Origin of the sequence: Vandammella animalimorsus (assembly GCF_002285285.1) — a bacterium.
In the GTDB taxonomy this organism is placed as follows: Bacteria; Pseudomonadota; Gammaproteobacteria; order Burkholderiales; family Burkholderiaceae_C; genus Lampropedia; species Lampropedia animalimorsus.
In genome coordinates, this window is record NZ_NSJF01000003.1 from 178,377 (window position 1) to 197,356 (window position 18,980).

The window sequence follows — 18,980 nt, forward strand, 5'->3', positions numbered from 1 at the left end:
GGCGTCACTCCTGCGGCGCGCCTGACGCCCCTGCGGCGTGCTGGCAGCCCTGCAGCAGCGGCACTTCCATGGCGGTGCTGCCTGGGGCCTTGATGCTCAGGCCGCCAGCGCCATCGCCCTGCCCTGCGTGCCAGCGGTAGCTGGCCTGCTGCGTACTTTGCGCCTGGGCCACGTAGTGCGGCTGCAGCGCTTGCTCCACGTGCTGCATGGCGATGCGCTGCCCGCCAAACTCCACGATGGCGTTGCCTGCCGGGCTGCTGCCCTGGTGTTCATAGCGCACCTGCAGTTGCTGGCCATCGGCGCAGCGGTACTGCACTTGCCGCACCTGAGCGGGGCGCTGCGGCTGCGAACGTGAGGAGGGCTTCGCCAGCGCGGCAGCCGCCGTGCGCGCCGACGGGCGGTCGGCCTGGCCTGTCGGCGCGGCACTGCAAGCGGCCAGCAGCAGCGCGGCGCTCAGCCAAAGTCCTGCCCAAGGCCATGCGGCGCGGCGCGCCTGCATGGTTGCGACTGCGGCGATGGCGGGGGTGGGGGGCGGTACGTCACGCATGGCCGGCCTGCTCCTGCGCGTCGTCACTGCCTGCTGCCGCTGCTGCGGCGCGGGCCGGGCTGGCGGCCTTGGCCCCTGCCTTGCCCCCGGTTTGAGCGGCAGCGGGACGCGGGGTCACGCGGTCGTAGGCATCAACGATGCGCGCCACCAGCGGGTGGCGCACCACGTCGCCGCTGTCGAACTGCGTGAAGGCAATGCCCTGGACGTTCTTGAGCACGCGCCGCGCATCGAGCAGGCCGCTGACCGCGCCCTTGGGCAGGTCGATCTGGCTGGCGTCGCCGGTAATCACCGCCTTGGCGCCAAAGCCGATGCGGGTGAGGAACATCTTCATCTGCTCTGGCGTGGTGTTTTGCGCCTCGTCAAGGATGACGAAAGCGTTGTTGAGCGTGCGCCCGCGCATGAAGGCCAGCGGCGCGATCTCCAGCGCGTTGCGCTCAAAGGCTTTTTGCACGCGCTCAAAACCCATCAGCTCATAGAGCGCGTCGTACAGCGGGCGCAGGTAGGGGTCAACCTTCTGCGTCAGATCGCCGGGCAGAAAGCCCAGGCGCTCGCCGGCCTCCACCGCCGGGCGCGTGAGCACGATGCGCTGCACGGCATTGCGTTCCAGCGCATCGACCGCGCAGGCCACAGCCAGATAGGTCTTGCCAGTGCCGGCCGGGCCAATGCCGAAGGTGATGTCGTGCTCGGCAATGTGGCTGAGGTAAACGCTCTGGTTGGGCGTGCGGGCGCGCAAATCACTGCGCCGCGTGGACAGCCGGGCCACGCCGTCCTCGCCCTCGTTTACGCTGGCCGCATCACCCGCAAGCATCAGCTGCACGTGCTCGGCCGAGATGGCGCGGCCGGCCATCTCGTACAGCGCCTGCAGCACCTCCAGCGCCTTTTGGGCATTGCGCTTGGCCCCTTCGATCTTGAAGGCGCCCTCGCGGCGGCTGATGGCCGTTTGCGTGGCCGCCTCGATGGTGCGGATGTGGGACTCCATCGGCCCCACCAGATTGGCCAGGCGCTGATTGCTGGCCGGCACGAAAGCATGGCGCAAGACTGTGGACAAGTGCGGACTCTCCCAAAGTGAAAAAACTCCAGCCGGACTCTGCGGCACCCTCTGCCGTGCAAAGTAGACTGCGCCTGCATTATCGCGGCGGCCGCAGCCTCTGCAGCCCAGTTCAAACAAGCTTGCCATGATCGGAAAACTCACTGGAACCCTGGCGGAGAAAAACCCGCCGCATATCCTCATCGACTGCCAAGGCGTGGGCTACGAGGTGCTGGTGTCGATGAACACCTTCTACCACCTGCCCGCACCGGGCGAACGCGTCAGCCTGGCCACGCAGCTGATCGTGCGCGAGGACGCCCACCTGCTCTACGGCTTTGGCAGCGCGCAAGAGCGCAGCTGCTTTCGCGAGCTCATCAAAGTCTCAGGCCTGGGGCCCAAGACGGCGCTGGCCGTGCTCAGCGGACTGACGGTGCAGGAGCTGGCCGCGGCCATTGCCCAGCAAGAGCTCGGCCGCCTCACGCGCATCCCCGGCATTGGCAAGAAAACCGCCGAGCGCCTGCTGCTGGAGCTCAAAGGCAAGATCGGCGACGCCGCCGATGCCAGCCTGCCTGCAGCGGCCGGCCAGCAGGCCTCGCCAGAGCATGCCGACATCTTGCAAGCGCTGCTGGCGTTGGGTTATTCCGACAAAGAGGCCCAACAATCGTTAAAAAATCTACCAAACGCGATAAGTGTAAGTGAAGGTATCAGGTTCGCCCTAAAATCGCTCTCGAAGTGAGTTTGCGCATTGCCACGGCGCCCCGCTCTGGCCATGCGGGCAGAGGCATACATCGTTTTCCAACTGGAGAGGCACATATGAAGAAACTGAACATCCATGCCGCGTTGGCTGCAGCCATCGGCCTGACTGGCGCGCACTGCGCCAGCGCCCAGGAGGCCGCGTTTGCGCCGTCCTATTACGCCCACGAGCAGGCCCCGCAGGCCAATGCCACATTCACGCCCGCCGTTGCCAAGCAGGCCCGCGTCGCCCCCGCCGCCAAGCTGATCGCGCTGGGCGCCATGGATGAGCAGGCCCTGTTCACCAAGCTGGCCAGCGCCCCCATGGCCGGCGCGCACCAGGTCGGCGCGGCCCGCGCCAGCGCCGCCACCGGCACCGCCAAGGCCACGGCCCAAAACCTGCAGTGGCAGGCCCTGCCCAGCGGCGCGCACGCCGCCGCGCTGCAATACCAGTCGGACAACGCCTTCGCGCTGCGCCTGGGCCTGCTGGTCGATGCCCTGCCGGCCACAGCCATCGTGCGCGTTTACGCGCCCGGCCAGGCCGATGCCGCCATCGAAATCAGCGGCGCGCACATTCAGGAAACCCTGGCTCTGAACGCCAGCAACAGCGTCGGCGCCGCTGGCCTGACACCCGAGCAAATCAACACCTACTGGCTGCCCACCGTCGCTGGCGATGCGGCCGTGCTTGAAATCGAAGTGCCCGCCGGGCTGGATCCGGCCGGCGTGCAGGTGGCCATGCCCACGCTGTCGCACTTCTTTGAGTCGCCCGAGCTGGCCCTGGCCCAGATGGAGAAGCTCGAACGCATCGGCATGTCCGAAGGCTGCAACTACGACGCCACCTGCGCCACGGAAATCAGCGAAGTGCGCAAATCCGTAGGCCGCATGCTGATGACCGTGGACGGCAACAGCGGCTACTGCACCGGCACTCTGGTGGCCGATCAGGCGCGCTCGGGCACGCCTTACTTCATCACGGCCGAGCACTGCATCAGCACCCAGCCCGTGGCCTCCTCGCTGGAGACCGACTGGCGCTTCCACACCGAGACCTGCACGCCTGACAGCGGCGTCTCCAAGGAGCACAACCGCCTGTTTGGCATCGAGGCCGGCGCGCGCCTGGTCTATTCCGAGCGCCGCTTCGACACCACCTTGCTGGTGCTCAACGCGCTGCCGCGCGGCAATGTGCTGTTCTCCGGCTGGTGGGCCAGCCGCGAGCTGAACCAATCGGTCTATGGCATCAGCCACCCCAGGGGCGACCTGCAAAAAGTCAGCTACGGCCGCATCAGCAGCTACGCCGTGTGCACGCCCTTCAATGCCGACGGCCTGACCTCCTGCCGCCCCGGCACGGCCGACTACAGCGATTTCTTCAACGTCAACTACAGCTACGGCACCACCGAGCCCGGCAGCAGCGGCTCGGGCCTGTTCGCGCGCCATGCCGACGGCAACCACTACCTGATCGGCGTGCTCAGCTCCGGCAGCGCCTCGTGCAGCATGCGCGATGGCTCCAGCGTCTATGGCCGCTTCGACATGGCCTATGCCGATGGCCTGAAGTACTTCCTGGGCGAGAAAAACAGCACCTATGCCACGCTGCGCCCGATCTACCGCTTCTACAACCACGCCAGCGATTCGCATTTCTACACCCAAAGCCCTGAGCAGCGCGACATCGTGATCCGCAACATGCCGGGCTTCACCTACGAGCATGAGCAATTCATGGCCTACACCTACCAGGCCCCTGGCACCGTGCCGGTGCACCGCTTCTACAACCATGTGGTCGGCTCGCACTTCTACACCGCCAATGAGGCCGAAGCCCAGACCATGCGCACCCAGTTCGCCGACAGCCACGTCTATGAAGGCGTGGCCTGGTTCGCCCGCACCACCCCGGGCGATGGCACCAGCCCGGTGATGCGCTACTTCAACACCCATCGTGGCACCTACTTCTACACCATGATCCCCGAACAGCAACGCATCATCGAGCTGATCATGCCCTACTTCCGCAAGGATGGCGCGGCCTACTACGCCTGGCCCATGACCAGCCAATGACCGACCAGTAGGCACGCCAGTGCGGCCCAGCGCCCCACTGCCCACACAGGCCCCGCAAGGGGCCTGTTTTTTTGCGCTGGCAGCTTGTGCATGGCGGCCCTTGCCCAGCCCTACAATGATTCGCAACAGGTTTTCAGGCGCGCCGCAGCGCGCGGCTGCAAGCCTTTGCCAACAACACCAAAGAGGGGCAAATCCATGGCACACAGGCAGACACCGATCCGCACCCACCTGCGCCGCAGCCGCGCATGGCTGGCCGGGGCCCTGGGCGCGCTAACAGCGCTGGCAGCGCTGGGCGCGCAGGCAGCGCAGATCACCTCCATCACCCCCGCAGACGTGGCCAACCACCCCAGGCAGGTGCTGGTGACGCTGAGCGAGGCGGTCGTGCCCATCGGCCAGCCGCAGGCCACGCCGCCGGTAACGCTGCAATGCGATGGCGCCCAGCCCAAGGGCCAGGGCCGCTGGCTGCACGAGCGCCAATGGGCCTACCAGTTCGAGCAGCCGCTGCCCGGCGGCATGCGCTGCCAGGTGGCGCGCAACCCGCAGTTTCGCGACCTGGGCGGCCAGCCCCTGGCCGAGCTGGCCGAACACCGCTTCAACACCGGCGGCCCCAGCATTGTGGACATCCACCCCTCGCACTGGGATGGCGTGATCGAGGAGGAGCAGTACTTTCTGCTCACGCTCAACAGCCCCGTCGATCCGGCCAGCCTGGCCAAGCACGCCTGGTGCCAGATCGAGGGCGTGGGCGAGCGCGTTGCGCTGCGCGTGCTGCCCGATCAAGAGCATCAGCAGATGCGCGAGCTGCTGCGCGAGCGCCGGCGCAGGCACGATGAGCACACCGGCCCAACCCTTGCCGTGGCCTGCCAGCGGCGCATGAGCCCCGGCGCCACCTTGACGCTGGTCTGGGACAAGGGCATGGCCGCCCCCAACGGCGTCACCACCGAAAAACGCGAGCACTACGACTACACCGTGCGCCCGCAATTTGCCGCCACCTTCAGGTGCACGCGCGAGAACGCCAGCAAGAAATGCATCCCCATGCTGCCCATGGATTTGCACTTCAATGACGACGTGCCCATGCAGTGGCTGCCGCACATCGTGCTGCGCGCCGGCGATCGGCAATGGCTGCCCAGCGTGGAGCTCGATGACGGCAGGCTCACGCCCGAGCAATGGCAGGCCCAGGCCAAGCAGCTCGAAGGCCGCCACATGAATTGGCTGCGCTTTGATGGGCCATTTCCTGAGAACACGCGCTTTGAGCTCGTGCTGCCCACCGGGCTGCAGGACGACTCCCAGCGCCTGCTGAGCAATGCCAGCGCCTTCCCACTGCAGGTGGCCACCGATGCCGCGCCAGCGCTGGCCAAGTTCGCCACCGGCGACTTTGCCATCATCGAGCGCTTTGCCGAGGGCTACCACCAGGCGCCGCTGCTGCCCATGACGCTGCGCAGGGTCGAGCAGGAGCTGCCGCTGCGGGTGCTGCGCCTGGACAGCGATGCCGAGATCATCGAGTGGATGTACCGCACCGAGCAGCTGCGCCCGGGCGACTACGTGCATCGCCACTATGCACAAAGCCTGGGCCTATCGCCCCTGCCCACGCGCTCGAAATTGAGCGACCCGGACGAGCGCGAGCCCAAATTCATCCGGGCGCGCATGCTCGGCCTGCTGGAGCGCCAGCCCCAGGCGCAAAGCCGCAGCATCGCCCCCAGCCCAGGCAATGCCGATCGCCAGGCCACGGAGGTCATCGGCATCCCGCTGGAGCCGGGCTTTCAGGTCATTGAAGTGGCCTCGCCGCTGCTGGGCAGCGCGCTGCTCGACCCCAAGTTCGATGCGCCGCGCACGCTGTACGCGCGCACCACGGTGCTGGTGACCAACCTGGCCGTGCACTTCAAGCTCGGCGCGCACAACTCGCTGGCCTGGGTCACCTCGCTGGACACGGGCAAGCCCGTGGCCGGCGCGCGCGTGCAGGTCAACCAATGCGATGGCAGCGTGGTCGCCCAGGCCACCACCGATGCGCAAGGCCTGGCGCGTTTCGACGACGTGGCCGGCATGCCCGAATGCGAGCGCGCCGAAACCCGCTACTGGCACCGCAACGCCTACCTGGTCAGCGCGCGCTCGCCCGACGGCAAGGATCTGGCGCTGGTCTGGAGCGACTGGCAGCGCGGCATCGAGCCCTGGCGCTTCCAGCACAGCTACAGCGACCACCTCCAGCCCCAGAGCAAGACCAAGCTGCACACGGTGCTCGATCGCAACCTGCTGCGCGCCGGCGAAACCGTGTCCATGAAACACTACGCCCGCGCCGAGGTGCCCAGCGGCCTGGCCAGCCCGGCCGCCGATGCCCTGCCCGAGACCTTGTTCGTGCGCCACCACGGCAGCCAGCGCGAGTTCGAGCAAAAGCTGCAATGGGAGCGCACCGCCGGCGGCGGCATGGTGGCCACCAGCAGCCTGAAGCTGCCGGCCATGGCCCCGCTGGGGCGTTACAGCATCAGCCTGCAACGCCAGGGCCCCAACCATATGGATACCACCACCGCCCAGTTCCGGGTCGAGGAATTTCGCCTGCCGGTGCTGGAGGGGCGCATCACGCCCCTGGCCGCAGCCGAGGGCAAAGCGGCCGAGGGCGGGGCGCTGGAGATGGCCCTGCAGCTGTCCTACCTCAGCGGCGGCCATGCCTCGAACTGGCCGGTGAAGATCTCGGCCATGCTCGAGCCGCATTGGCTGCAATTCGACGACTACCACGACTACCAATTCACGCCGCCGGCCCGGCCCAGCGAGCGGCCAGATGGCCACGGCCCACACGAGCAGGACGGGCCATCGTCCAGCGAGCCGCGCCGCCTGCTGCTGGACAAACACCCGCTGACGCTGGACGCCCAGGGCCAGGGGCGCTTTACCGTGCCGGCCGCGCCCGCGCAGTATGCGGCGCAGCCGTACCAACTGCGCATCGAGGCCAACTTCGAAGACCCCAGCGGCGAGACGCAGACCATCACCCGCCTGCAGCCCGTCTGGCCCAGCGATGTGCTGGTGGGCATCGCCACCGAGGAGTGGATCTCGGTCAAAAAGCCGCTGAAGGTGCGCGCCATCGCGCTCTCGCCCCAGGGCCAGCCGCTGGCAGGCCAGGCCATCACCGTGCGCGCCCGCGCCCACACCACGCTGAGCACGCGCAAGCGCATGGTCGGCGGCTTCTACAAGTACGAGCACCACCACGAAACCCAGGATCTGGGCACCGTCTGCGAAGGCCGCAGCGACGCCCTGGGCCGCTTCGATTGCACGGCCGAGCTGACGCAGCCCGGCGAGATCGAACTGGTGGCCAGCGTGCAGGATGCGCAGGCGCGCCCCTTCAGCGCCGCCACCAGCATCTGGGTCACGCGCGAGGGCGAGCAGTGGTTCGATGCCGACTCCTCCGACCGCATGGACGTGTTGCCCGAAAAGCCCAGCTACCAGCCCGGCGAGACTGCACGCTTCCAAGTGCGCATGCCCTACCGCCAGGCCCAGGCGCTGCTGACCGTCGAGCGCGAGGGCGTGCTGCACAGCCAGATCATCGAACTCTCGGGCAAGGACCCGAGCTTCTCCCTGCGCATCGACCCGAGCTGGAGCCCCAACGTCTACGTCAGCGTGCTGGCGCTGCGCGGGCGGCTGCGCGAGGTGCCCTGGTACAGCTTCTTCACCTGGGGTTTTCGCTCGCCCATCCTGTGGTGGCGCGCCTGGCGCAGCGACACTGGTGAGGCCGTGCCGCCCACTGCGCTGGTGGACTTGAGCAAGCCCAGCCACCGCCTGGGCGTGGCGATGCTGCGTGTGGGCGACGACGGCCACCGGCTGCGCGTGCAGGTCACGTCCGACAAGCCGCGCTACCAAAGTGGCGAGACCGCCACGCTGACGCTGCAGGCCCAGCTGCCCGATGGCCAGCCCGCAGCCCATGCCGAGGTGGCGCTGGCCGTGGTGGACAAGGCCTTGCTGGAGCTCTCGCCCAACCCCAGCTGGGCGCTGCTCAAAGCCATGATGGGCGAGCGCGCCTGGCGCGTGCAAACCGCCACCGCGCAGATGGAAGTGGTCGGCCGGCGCCATTACGGCCGCAAGGCCGTGGCCGCAGGCGGCGGCGGCGGCGAGGGCGAAGGCCAGCACGCCACGCGCGAGCTGTTCGACACCCTGCTGCTGTGGCAGCCGCGCATCGCGCTGGACGCCAACGGCCGCGCCAGCGTGCAGGTGCCGCTCAACGACAGCGTCACCACCTTCCACGCCCAGGCCGTGGCCGATGCGGGCGTGCAGTTCTTCGGCGAAGGCAGCGCCGAGCTGCTGGCCACGCGCGATCTGCAAATCATCAGCGGCCTGCCGCCCGTGGTGCGCGAGGGCGACCGCTACGACGCACGCTTCACGCTGCGCAACACCACCGACCAGCCGCTGACCGTGCAGCTCACGGCGCGCCACGGTCAGCAGGAGCTGCCCGCCAGCAGCGTCAGCCTGGCCGCCGGCGCAGCGCAAACCGTGCAGTGGCAGGTCACCGCGCCCATGCTGGAGGGCGACTTGGCCCAGGCCAGCCTGGACTGGCAGCTGCAGGCACAGGCCCAGCAGACTCAGGGCAATGACAAGGCCGCCCCGCAGGACAGCCTGCGCATCACGCAAACCCTGCTGCCGGCCGTGCCCATGACGGTGCGCCAGGCCAGCCTGCGCCAACTGGGCGCGGCCAGCGAAGCGCCGTTGCAACTGCAAGTGGCCATGCCCGAGGGCGCGCTGGAGGGGCGCGGCGGCATCGTGCTGCAGGCCCAGAGCCAGCTCGGCGGCGACCTGCTGCCTGGCCTGCAGCGCTGGTGGAAGCACTACCCCTACGCCTGCCTGGAGCAGCGCCACAGCAAGGCCATCGGCCTGCTGGACGAGCAGCTGTTCCAGTCCGTGCAGGCCGATCTGCCCAGCTTCCTGGACGACAACGGCCTGGCTGGTTACTTCCCGCCCAGCAGCCGCTACCCAGGCAGTGTGCCCTTGACGGCCCATTTGCTGCAGGTGGATGCCGTCATGCAGCAGCTGGACATGCGCCACATGCGCATCAACGCCGACTCGCGCCAGCGCATGCTCAAGGCGCTGGAAGACTTCGTGGTCGGCCGGCTCGATCTCAAGGCCCCGCCCTACTACCCGAGTGCGCCGCATGAGCGCAGCGCCGAGCGCCTGATGGCCCTGGCCGCACTCAGCATGCACGGCGCGGCCCAGCCCAGCATGATCGAAAACCTGCAGATCACCCCCAGCGCCTGGCCCACCTACGCCGTGCTGGACTGGCTGCAAACCCTGCGCAATCTGCCCAGCCTGCCCCAACGCGCCAAGCTGCAGGCCCAGGCCGAGCAAACCCTGCGCAACCGCCTGCAGCACACCGGCACGCAGCTGATCCTGAGCCAGGACGGGCCGCACCGTGGCTGGTGGCTGATGCAAAACCCCGACAGCGACGCCGCGCGCCTGCTGCTGCTCACCGCCGACCTGCCCGGCTGGAAGGACGATGCAGGCGCCCTGGCCAGCGCCCTGCTGGCGCGCCAGAGCAACGGCGCCTGGCGCACCACCACCGCCAACCTGTGGGGCCAGCTGGCACTGCGGCGCTTCTCCAACCTGCACGAGAGCGAGCCCGTGGGCGGCGCGCTGCAGGCCCGCCTGGGCGGCGAGCAGCAGCAGCGCGACTGGCCCGCGCCCTCGACCAGCGAAGGCCAAGGCGCAGCGCGCGGCGAAGGCAAGGGCATATCGCGCCTGCAAATGCAGTTTGCCTGGCCCGACGCCATCGCCCGCCTGGGCGATGCCCAGACCGCCGCGCAGCTGGAAGTGGCGCAGCTGGGCACCGGCCGACCCTGGCTGACCATCTCGGCGCTGGCGGCCATGCCGCTGACGGCCCCGGTGCACAGCGGCCTGCGCGTGGAAAAGCGCATCACCCCCGTGGTGCAGGCTACGCCCGGGCGCTGGAGCCCTGGCGACGTCTACCGCGTGCACCTGCTGCTCGACAGCGCCGCGCAGCTGAACATGACCGTGCTGACCGACCCTATCCCCGCCGGCAGCACCATCCTGGGCAGCGGCCTGGGGCGCGATTCGGCCATCGACAGCCAGGCCGGAGGCGACGAGGGCCACGATGACAGCTGGTGGCGCATCGCCTGGGTCGAGCGCAAGCACGACGCCATGCGCGTGTACTACCACGGCCTGCCCGCCGGGCAGACCCGCTACAGCTACACCGTGCGCCTGAACCAGCCCGGCCAGTTCCAGCTGCCGCCTACGCGCGCCGAGGCCCTGTACATGCCGCAGTTCTTCGGCGAGACCCCCAATGCCCAGTTCAGCGTGGCCGCGCCCGCAGCGCAGTAAGCGCTATCTGCGCTATCTGCGCAGTTGGCGCGGCGCGGCGCGGCGCGTGCTGGCCAGCGGCCTGCTGCTGGCTGGCCTGGCGTTGGCAAGCGCGGGCGCGCCGGCGCTGGCCGATGCCCTGCCCAGCTTTGAGCAGGTGCGGCAGGAGTTCCACTCCTCCGAAACCTGGCTGCTGGACCGCCACGGCCAGCGCCTGCAGCGCCTGCGCACCGACTTCAGCGTGCGCCGGGGCGATTGGGTGGCGCTACAGGCCGTCTCCCCCGCGCTGCTGCACGCCATCGTGCTGACCGAGGACAAGCGCTTTTACGAGCACAGCGGCGTGGACTGGGCCGCCGTGGGCGCGGCCGCCTGGGGCAATCTGTGGAACGAGCGCACGCGCGGCGCCTCCACCATCACCATGCAGCTGGCCGGCCTGCTCAACGAGGCGCTGCGCAGCCGCCCCGGCGGGCGCAGCTGGGGGCAGAAGTGGCGCCAGCTGTGGTCCGCGCGCGATCTGGAGCAGGACTGGAGCAAGGCCCAGGTGCTGGAGGCCTATCTGAACCTGGTGCCCTTTCGCGGCGAGCTGCAAGGCATCGACGCGCTCTCGCGCAGCCTGTTCGACAAGGCCCCGCATGGTCTGGACCAACGCGAAGCCGCCATTGCCGCCGCGCTGCTGCGCGCGCCCAACGCGCCCGTGGCGCGCGTGGCCGAGCGCGCCTGCCTGGCGCTGCAAGCGGCCCAATCGCCCTGGGGGCGCGACTGCAAGGCGCTGGCCTTCTACACCGAAGCGGCCCTGCGCCGCCGCCATTTCGAGCCCGAGCAAGGCGATGCACCGCACTTCGCCCGCTATGCGCTGCAGCAATACCAAGAGCAGCAAGCGCCGCAAGGGCTACAAGATCAGCCACTACCGACCGAGCTCCCCAGCTCGCTGGACGCCGGGCTGCAACGCCACGCCGCGCACACGCTGCGCCGGCAACTGCAACAGCTGCAACACCAGAATGTGCGCGACGGCGCCGTGCTGGTGCTGGACAACGCCAGCGGCGAAGTGCTGGCCTGGGTCGGCTCCTCCGGAGCGCAGCTGAGCCAGGCCGCCGAAGTGGACGCCGTGCAGGCGCTGCGCCAGCCCGGCTCCACGCTCAAACCCTTCCTCTACGCCCAGGCCATTGCACAGCGCCGCCTGACGGCCGCCTCGCTGCTGGACGACTCGCCCGCGCGCATCCCCACCGCCTTCGGGCTGTACGCGCCAGAGAACTACGACCTGCGCTACCGCGGCTGGGTCTCCGTGCGCCAGGCGCTGGGCAGCTCGCTGAACATCCCGGCCGTGCGCACGCTGGGCATGGTCACGCCCGATGCCTTCGCCCAGCAGCTGCTCGCGCTGGGTTTTGCCCTGCCCGAGCCGGCCGGCTTCTACGGCTACAGCCTGGCGCTGGGCGGCGTGGACGTCAGCCTGCTGCAACTGACCAACGCCTACCGCACCCTGGCCAATGGCGGCCTGCACGGCGCCGTGCGCAGCGCCCGCGCGCCAGCCAATGCGCTGCACCCGGCCGATGCGCAGCCACGCATCTGGGACGAGCGTGTGGCCTTCATCGTCGGCGACATGCTCTCGGACCGCCACGCCCGTCTGCTGACCTTCGGCACCGACAGCGCGCTGGCCACGCGCTTTTGGAGCGCCGTCAAGACCGGCACCAGCAAGGACATGCGCGACAACTGGGCCATCGGCTACACACCGCGCTTCACCATCGGCGTGTGGGTCGGCAATGCCGATGGCTCGCCCATGCACGACGTCAGCGGCATCTCCGGCGCGGCCCCGGTCTGGGCCAGCGTGGCCGCCTACCTGCACGCCCGCCACCCGGCCGCTGCGCCCCAGCCGCCTGCGGGCTTGGTGCGCCTAGGCGTGCACTACCAGCCAGAAAGCCCCGATGCCCCGCCCCCCATCGACAGCAGCCGCCAGGAATGGTTTTTGCCCGGCACCGAGCAGGCCATCTTCACCCTGCCCACGGCCACAGACCATGCCGCCAGCGACAGCGCCGGCCACGCCACGGCTGCGCGCATCATCGAGCCGCAGCCGGGCACCATCATCGCGCTGGATCCGGACATCCCGCCGGCCAACCAGATGCTGCGTCTGCAAACCCAGGCTGCACAGGCACAGTGGTGGTTCAACGGCCAGCGCGTCACCGGCCTGGCCGATGCGCACCGCTGGTACTGGCCCCCCATGCCCGGCCGGCACCACATCGAACTGCGCAGCGCCGACGGCCGCACCGTGTACGACCAGGTTCACATCGAAGTGCGCGGCGCCTTCCTCAAGACCGATGCGCCTTGAGCGCCTCAAACGCCCCAAAAGAAGAAAAGCCCCGGCAGCGAGAACGCCAACGGAGCGCTTGTCGCGCGCATCAGCCCTGTGGCTCGAAACCTGAAACGGACGGCGCATCCGGATGCAACCAAGCCGGCATGTCGCGCCGCTCATGCAGCACGCACCAGACGTCGATGCGATCCGATCGCGCAACGTAAAACACCAGACAGTAGGGGTAGCGCATTCAGGCTTTCGGGCAGGGAGATGCTCATCGTGCGCATGGCGCCGCATGGTTCTGGCAGGCGGGCCAATCGTCAAGCGCCTGTACGCTCACGCCCTGTTCACTCACACATCCAAGGGCTGCACCGAAAACGGCACGCGCTGGGCCACGGCGCACATCAGCTCATAGCCTACGGTCTGCGCGCAGGCGGCCACCTCGTCGATGGATAGCAGCGCGCCGCCGTGCTCGGCGCTGGCCTGGCCCCAGAGCACGGCCTCGCTGCCAATGCCGCTGGCGCGCCCGGCCGCCAGCGGCGCGCTCAGATCAACGGCCAGCATGTCCATGCTGATGCGCCCCAGCGTGCGGCTGCGCACCCCGTCGATCAGCACCGGCGTGCCGGTGGGGCACAGGCGCGGGTAGCCATCGGCATAGCCGCAGGCCACGATGCCCAGCGTCATGGCCTGCGGCGCGGTAAAGCATGAGCCATAGCCCACCGTCGCGCCGGCCTGCAATTGCTGCGTGGCGATGATGCGGCTGCGCAGGCTCATGGCCGGCTGCAGGCCCCAGCTGGCGGCCGTGCCGGCCGGGTAATCGGGCGCGCTGCCGTACAGCGCAATGCCGGCGCGCACCCAGTCCAGATGGGTGTGCGGCGCGCGGCCAAAGCGCAGTGCGGCGGCGCTGTTGCTGATCGTGCGCTCGCCCGGCAGGCCTTGCGCGGCCTGCTCGAACAGCGCCTGCTGCGCAGCGATGCCGCCTGGGCCATCGGCATCGCTGAAGTGCGTCATCAGCGAGATTTCATCGACCTGCGGCAAGGCATTCAGCCGCGCCCAGGCGGCGCGAAAGCCCGTCAGGCCAAAGCCCAAACGGTTCATTCCGCTGTTGAGTTTGAGAAACACCCGGTGCGGCACATGTGTTTTGTGCGCGGCCAGCATGTCGATCTGCTCCTGGCAGTGCACGGTGTGCCACAACGACAGGCGCGAGCACAGCTCCAGATCGCGCGGCTCGAACACGCCTTCGAGCAGCAAGATGGGCCCGCGCCAACCCAGCTCCCGCACGCGCTGCGCCTCCTGCAGATCGAGCAGTGCAAAGCCATCGGCGCCGCGCAGCGCCTCATAAACCCGCTCAATGCCATGCCCATAGGCATTGGCCTTGACCACCGCCCACAGCTTGGCATCACCTGCATGGGAGCGCACCACAGCCAGGTTGTGCCGCAATGCAGGAAGATGAACAGTGGCTTGGATGGGGCGCGGCATGGACAAACAGCAGTCAAAAGGGCCAAAACGGCGCGCGTATTGTGGCACCCCTGAGAGCCTGTGCGGAGTCTCGATGCAGGCCAGCAAAGGGCTGAGTCACCCCAAGCTGCAAAAAGATTTTGACGATGTTTCGCGACTGGCCGGGCGCGCCTACAATTTGTTGCGCTCCGCAGTTCAGCACTCTCTGGGGCTGCATGCTTTTTTGACTTTACGGATTTTTTGCACCATGACTTCACTACGCTTTCAACTGCAGGCCACTGCACTCGCTGCTCTGCTGTGCGCCACAGGCGCTGCCCAGGCCAAAACCTGGGTTCTGTCCTCCGACAAGAAAGGACTGTCCAGCTACGACACAGGCATCAGCATCGTCAACTCCATTTACAACACGTTTGAAGCAGCATCTGGCGGCGCTGCGAAAACCATTGACGGTCGCGGTCTGCTGCATGCCAGCGCAACCGAGGCCTTGCCTGCCGACGTGCCCGCCGGGGTGGACATCGTGGTGGTTGCCACCGTCCAACCCAATCAAACCGTCACAGGTGTGCAGCACGGCGTCGATGCCGCGCGCTTTGCCAAAGTCATGAATTGGGCCAAAACCCGCAGCGATCTGACCTTCGTCTTCCTCAACGACGGCTGCTGCCGCCCTGCGGACACTGGCAGTGTAGCGGACTTTCTCAACAACAGCCTGGGCCTGAGCGGCGCGGACGAGATCACCAGAGTCGGTAGCGTGCCCCCCCAAGGCAACTCCGTCTATCTCAACACCAACTCGCCTTACAAAGACAGCTTCGCTGCACTGGACCCCCTGGCTGTCGAGGTCTATGGCAAATACGTCAACGTCCCTGCTCCCTACGCCGTCTATCTGGCCCCCGCCGCTGCCGACACCCCGCCCGCCCCCATGCCTGCAGCTGCGGACAAAGTGCAGGCCTATGGCGTCGTCGTCCCCCGCGCAGCCACCAATGGCGGCGCTTGTGTGATCGCCTTTACCGACACCAGCCAATTCGCTCTGGCCTCCGCCCAGGCACAAGCTGGCCAGCTGGCCAATAGCATCATGGCTGCCGCGAAAGACTCTGCGGGCGCCTGCCAGGTGAAAACTGTGGCGACTGCCGATCTGGTGCCCTCCATCACCCTCTCTTCGCCCCTGCAAGTAGGCGGCAGCGGCACGCTCACCGTCAAGGTGGACAACCTCGGCCAAAGCGACAGCGCCGCTGGCGGCAAAGTTGTGGTTACTTTGCCAGCACAGGCGCAAGTGGATGACACGGCCTTGCCCGCAGGCTGCACCAAACCGGCGCCCTCGGAAGTGGAATGCACACTGGGCGCCATCACCGCACAAAGCCACAAAACACTCACGCTGCCCATCACCATCGTTGGCTCTGGCGCAGACAGCACATTCAAGGCCCAAGTCATCGGCGGCTCCGCCGACACTGGCGAGCTTGCCCCCCAGTTGCAAAACAACGGCCCCATCGACAGCAAAATCACCATCGCCGCTCCCACAGCCACCATCACCGGCCCGGCAAGCGCCCAACCCAACAAAGCCACCACCGTCACTGGCTCAGCCGCCAACCTGGCCGATGGCACAGTCATCAATGTCACCGTCAATGGCACCACCGTGCAGGCCACAGTGAATGGCGGCCAGTTCTCCGCCAGCTTCCCCAAGGGCTTCCCTGAAGGCCAGCACCCCGTGACCATCACCGGCCCTGGCCCGCTGAAAATGACCGCGCCGCACAGCATTGAAGTCAAGGCGGCTCCTGCCACAGCCACCATCAGCGGCCCAGCCACCGCCCAACCCGATGCAGCCACTACCATCACCGGCACCAGCAACGCCGCTGACGGCACCGTCATCCAGGTCACCGTCAACGGCACCACCGTGCCTGCTACCGTCAACGGCGGCCAATTCAGCGCCCTCTTCCCCAATGGCTTCCCTGCTGGCACCCACGCGGTGACCATCACGGGCGCCACGCTGACTGCACCGCACACCATCAATGTGACGGCTGCACCCACAGCACCGAGCAACGCAGCACCCGTACCGGCGCTGAACGTTTGGGGCTTGGGCGCCCTGGCGGCCTTGCTGGGGGCAGCTGGCCTGCGTCGCCAGCGCAAGCGCAGCTGATTTCACGCCCCCATACTGCTCTTCAACCAGATCAGCGCAGGCAAACAATGCCGCGCACGCATGATTTGGCGATTGAACATGGGGGCATGAATTGCATAAGCCACTTTGTGCGGCTACAGGCCACAGCACACACAGCGCCCTGCGGGGCGCTGTTTTTTTGCGCGCCAACAGGCTGGGCCATTGGCGCTACCCCATGACAGTAGTGATATAACCAACCGCTTTGCTGCCCGTGGCGCTGACGCGCCGCAGACATCCCCTGCCCCACCTGCGGCCGCTGCGCCTGCCTGTCATGAAACCTGGCTTTTCCACCATCATGTCCGCCCAGTTCTTCAGCTCTCTGGCGGACAATGCCTTGTTCGTGGTGGCGGTGGAATTGCTGCGCCGCAGCGGCGCGCCTGAGTGGCAAAGCGCAGCATTGGTGCCGATGTTTGCACTGTTTTATGTACTGCTGGCGCCGTTCGTGGGCGCTTTTGCCGATGCGCAGCCCAAGGGCCGGGTGATGTTCATCAGCAATGCCATCAAGGTCGTTGGCTGCCTGATGATGATTTCCGGCGCGCCGCCGCTGCTGGCCTATGCCATCGTGGGCCTGGGGGCTGCGGCCTATTCGCCAGCCAAGTACGGCATCCTCACCGAGTTGCTGCCCCCGTCGCTGCTGGTCAAGGCCAACGGCTGGATTGAGGGGCTGACGATTGCCTCCATCATCCTGGGCGTGGTGCTGGGCGGCGCGCTGGTCAGCGATGCGGTCCATGCCTGGCTGCTGGCGCTGCAATTGCCAGGCATGGCGCCGGCCCTGCACAACCCGGTGCAGGCGGCCATGGCCTGCATCATCGTCATCTACGCGCTGGCGGCCTTCATCAATCTCTTCATCCCGCGCACCAGCGTGGCGCGCCGCCCGATGTGGAAGGGCTCGAACCTGGGCGTGCTGGGCAGCTTCCAGGCGATGATGCGCGACTTCGTCACCTCCAACAACCGCCTGTGGAACGACCGCCTGGGCCAGATTGCGCTGGCCACGACAACCTTGTTCTGGGGCGCCTCGGGCAATTTGCGTTACATCGTATTGGCCTGGAGCGCCGTGGCCCTGGGCATGGGCACGACCGAGGCCTCGTCGCTGCTGGGCATCGTGGCGCTGGGCACGGCCGTGGGGGCCGTGGTGTCGTCAACGCGGGTGCGGCTCGAACGCGCCACCAGTGTGCTGCCGGTGGGCGCAGCCATGGGCGCAGTGGTCATGCTGATGCATTGGGTTGGGAGTCTGTACGGTCACTTCCACACACCAGCGCATTGGAGCGGCCACCTGTACTGGGTGGTGCCCATCTTCGTGCTGGTGGGCTTGCTGGGCGGATACATGGTGGTGCCCATGAATGCGCTGTTGCAGCACCGTGGCCATACGCTGATGGGCGCAGGGCGCTCCATCGCGGTGCAGAACTTCAACGAGCAGGCCTGCATCCTGGCGCTGGGCCTGCTGTATGTGCTGGCTACGCACCTGGGGCTTTCGGCCCCGGCGGCGATGACGGCATTTGGCGCCGTGGTGCTGGGCATGACGCTGCTCATCATGGCCTGGCATCGGCGCAACCTGCGCACCGACGGCGCGCGCATCGCCCACGATCTGGAGATGATTCGCCAAGACCACCATCGCCTGGACTAGAGCGTGTTATGCACTTTTCGCCCCCCGCACTGGCACAGGCCATGATCCTGGCCGCCGGCCGCGGCCAGCGCATGCGCCCGCTGACCGACAACACCCCCAAGCCACTGCTGGTGGTGCGCGGCCAGCCATTGCTGGCCTGGCACCTGGCGGCACTGGCCAGCGCCGACATTGACTGCGTGCTCATCAACACCGGCTGGCTGGGCGAGCAAATCCCGGCGCGCCTGGGCAAGCGCTTCGTCCCCATTGAGGCCAGCACTCCCGCCAGCGCCGAGTGCCTGGGTTCGCCAGCGCCTGCACCGGCTGCCGTACAGCTGCTCTATTCGCGCGAGGATCTGGACTTTGGCGGCGGCATCGAGACCGCCGGCGGCATCGCCCGTGCGCTGCCGCAGCTGCAAGAGGTGTTCTGGCTCATCGCCGGCGACGTGTATGCGCCGCAGTTTCGCTTTGATCCGCAGGCGCGCGCGCGCTTTGCCGCCAGCGATGCGCTGGCACACCTGTGGCTGGTACCCAACCCGCCGCACCACCCGCGCGGCGACTTCCTGCTCGAACATGGGCTGGCGCGCCCATTGCCCGAGCACGCCAGCGATGCGCAGCATGGCCAGTCGTACACCTACAGCACCATCGCACTGCTCAAGCAGGCCTTGTTCGCCCCGCCCTGGTGCGAGCTGCCGCGCGGCAACCCCCAAGGCCAAGCCGCCGCGCTGGGGCCGCTGCTGCAGCGCGCCGCGCGCGCCGGGCGCGTCAGCGCCAGCCTTTACCAAGGCGACTGGACCGATGTAGGCACCCCGCAGCGCCTGGCCGCCCTGAACCGGCCGCCTGCCTGAGAGCCGGTTGAAAACACATTGCACAGAT

At 67.9% G+C, this 18,980-nt stretch carries 10 protein-coding genes; 7 read left to right on the forward strand and 3 right to left on the reverse strand.

What is annotated here, in order from left to right:
• Positions 1-4: 4 nt before the first annotated feature.
• Together CK620_RS07330 and CK620_RS07335 are read right to left on the reverse strand one after the other, a co-directional pair.
• A complete protein-coding gene (locus CK620_RS07330) occupies positions 5-547 on the reverse strand; it encodes a hypothetical protein (RefSeq protein ID WP_143325995.1) in 543 nt (180 codons plus the stop codon).
• On the reverse strand, positions 540-1,595 hold the full coding sequence (locus tag CK620_RS07335; protein ID WP_238946058.1) for a PhoH family protein: 1,056 nt from the start codon (positions 1,593-1,595) through the stop codon (positions 540-542). The genes CK620_RS07330 and CK620_RS07335 overlap by 8 nt, the downstream gene beginning before the upstream one ends.
• Before the next feature lie 127 nt (positions 1,596-1,722).
• Between CK620_RS07335 and ruvA the strand changes: the two genes are divergently transcribed.
• The 4 genes from ruvA (at position 1,723) to pbpC (ending at position 12,942) form a co-directional block, all read left to right on the forward strand.
• Positions 1,723-2,310, forward strand: a complete 588-nt coding sequence (gene ruvA, locus CK620_RS07340) for a Holliday junction branch migration protein RuvA (protein ID WP_095549751.1) — start codon at positions 1,723-1,725, stop codon at positions 2,308-2,310.
• Between the two features lie 77 nt (positions 2,311-2,387).
• A complete protein-coding gene (locus CK620_RS07345; protein ID WP_095549752.1) occupies positions 2,388-4,340 on the forward strand; it encodes a trypsin-like peptidase domain-containing protein in 1,953 nt (650 codons plus the stop codon).
• A 195-nt stretch (positions 4,341-4,535) separates the two neighbouring features.
• Complete coding sequence (locus CK620_RS07350) at positions 4,536-10,643, forward strand: alpha-2-macroglobulin family protein (protein ID WP_179290597.1); 6,108 nt, start codon at positions 4,536-4,538, stop codon at positions 10,641-10,643.
• Positions 10,606-12,942 (forward strand): penicillin-binding protein 1C, encoded by a 2,337-nt coding sequence (gene pbpC, locus CK620_RS07355; protein WP_179290598.1) that lies wholly within the window; start codon positions 10,606-10,608, stop codon positions 12,940-12,942. Before CK620_RS07350 ends, pbpC begins: the two co-directional genes overlap by 38 nt.
• A 315-nt stretch (positions 12,943-13,257) precedes the next feature.
• On the opposite strand, the gene alr is transcribed toward pbpC, so the two are convergent.
• On the reverse strand, positions 13,258-14,385 hold the full coding sequence (gene alr, locus CK620_RS07360) for an alanine racemase (protein ID WP_095549754.1): 1,128 nt from the start codon (positions 14,383-14,385) through the stop codon (positions 13,258-13,260).
• 226 nt (positions 14,386-14,611) lie between these two features.
• On the opposite strand from alr, the gene CK620_RS07365 reads away from it, so the two are divergent.
• The 3 genes from CK620_RS07365 to CK620_RS07375 all read left to right on the forward strand — a co-directional run bounded on the left by CK620_RS07365 (position 14,612) and on the right by CK620_RS07375 (position 18,952).
• Positions 14,612-16,486, forward strand: coding sequence for an IPTL-CTERM sorting domain-containing protein (locus tag CK620_RS07365; protein ID WP_179290599.1), 1,875 nt, complete (start codon positions 14,612-14,614; stop codon positions 16,484-16,486).
• A gap of 289 nt (positions 16,487-16,775) precedes the next feature.
• Positions 16,776-18,128, forward strand: coding sequence for a lysophospholipid transporter LplT (gene lplT, locus CK620_RS07370; protein ID WP_095549916.1), 1,353 nt, complete (start codon positions 16,776-16,778; stop codon positions 18,126-18,128).
• 8 nt (positions 18,129-18,136) lie between these two features.
• Positions 18,137-18,952, forward strand: coding sequence for a nucleotidyltransferase family protein (locus tag CK620_RS07375; RefSeq protein ID WP_238946059.1), 816 nt, complete (start codon positions 18,137-18,139; stop codon positions 18,950-18,952).
• The last annotated feature ends 28 nt before the right edge of the window (positions 18,953-18,980 follow it).

Excerpts from the sequence above, each read along its gene's own strand:
- alr (WP_095549754.1), bottom strand. The coding sequence starts at position 14,385 with ATGCCGCGCCCCATCCAAGCCACTGTTCATCTTCCTGCATTGCGGCAC.
- lplT (WP_095549916.1), top strand. The coding sequence starts at position 16,776 with ATGAAACCTGGCTTTTCCACCATCATGTCCGCCCAGTTCTTCAGCTCT.
- pbpC (WP_179290598.1), top strand. The coding sequence starts at position 10,606 with ATGCCCAGTTCAGCGTGGCCGCGCCCGCAGCGCAGTAAGCGCTATCTG.
- CK620_RS07350 (WP_179290597.1), top strand. The coding sequence starts at position 4,536 with ATGGCACACAGGCAGACACCGATCCGCACCCACCTGCGCCGCAGCCGC.
- ruvA (WP_095549751.1), top strand. The coding sequence starts at position 1,723 with ATGATCGGAAAACTCACTGGAACCCTGGCGGAGAAAAACCCGCCGCAT.
- CK620_RS07345 (WP_095549752.1), top strand. The coding sequence starts at position 2,388 with ATGAAGAAACTGAACATCCATGCCGCGTTGGCTGCAGCCATCGGCCTG.
- CK620_RS07365 (WP_179290599.1), top strand. The coding sequence starts at position 14,612 with ATGACTTCACTACGCTTTCAACTGCAGGCCACTGCACTCGCTGCTCTG.
- CK620_RS07375 (WP_238946059.1), top strand. The coding sequence starts at position 18,137 with ATGCACTTTTCGCCCCCCGCACTGGCACAGGCCATGATCCTGGCCGCC.
- CK620_RS07330 (WP_143325995.1), bottom strand. The coding sequence starts at position 547 with ATGCGTGACGTACCGCCCCCCACCCCCGCCATCGCCGCAGTCGCAACC.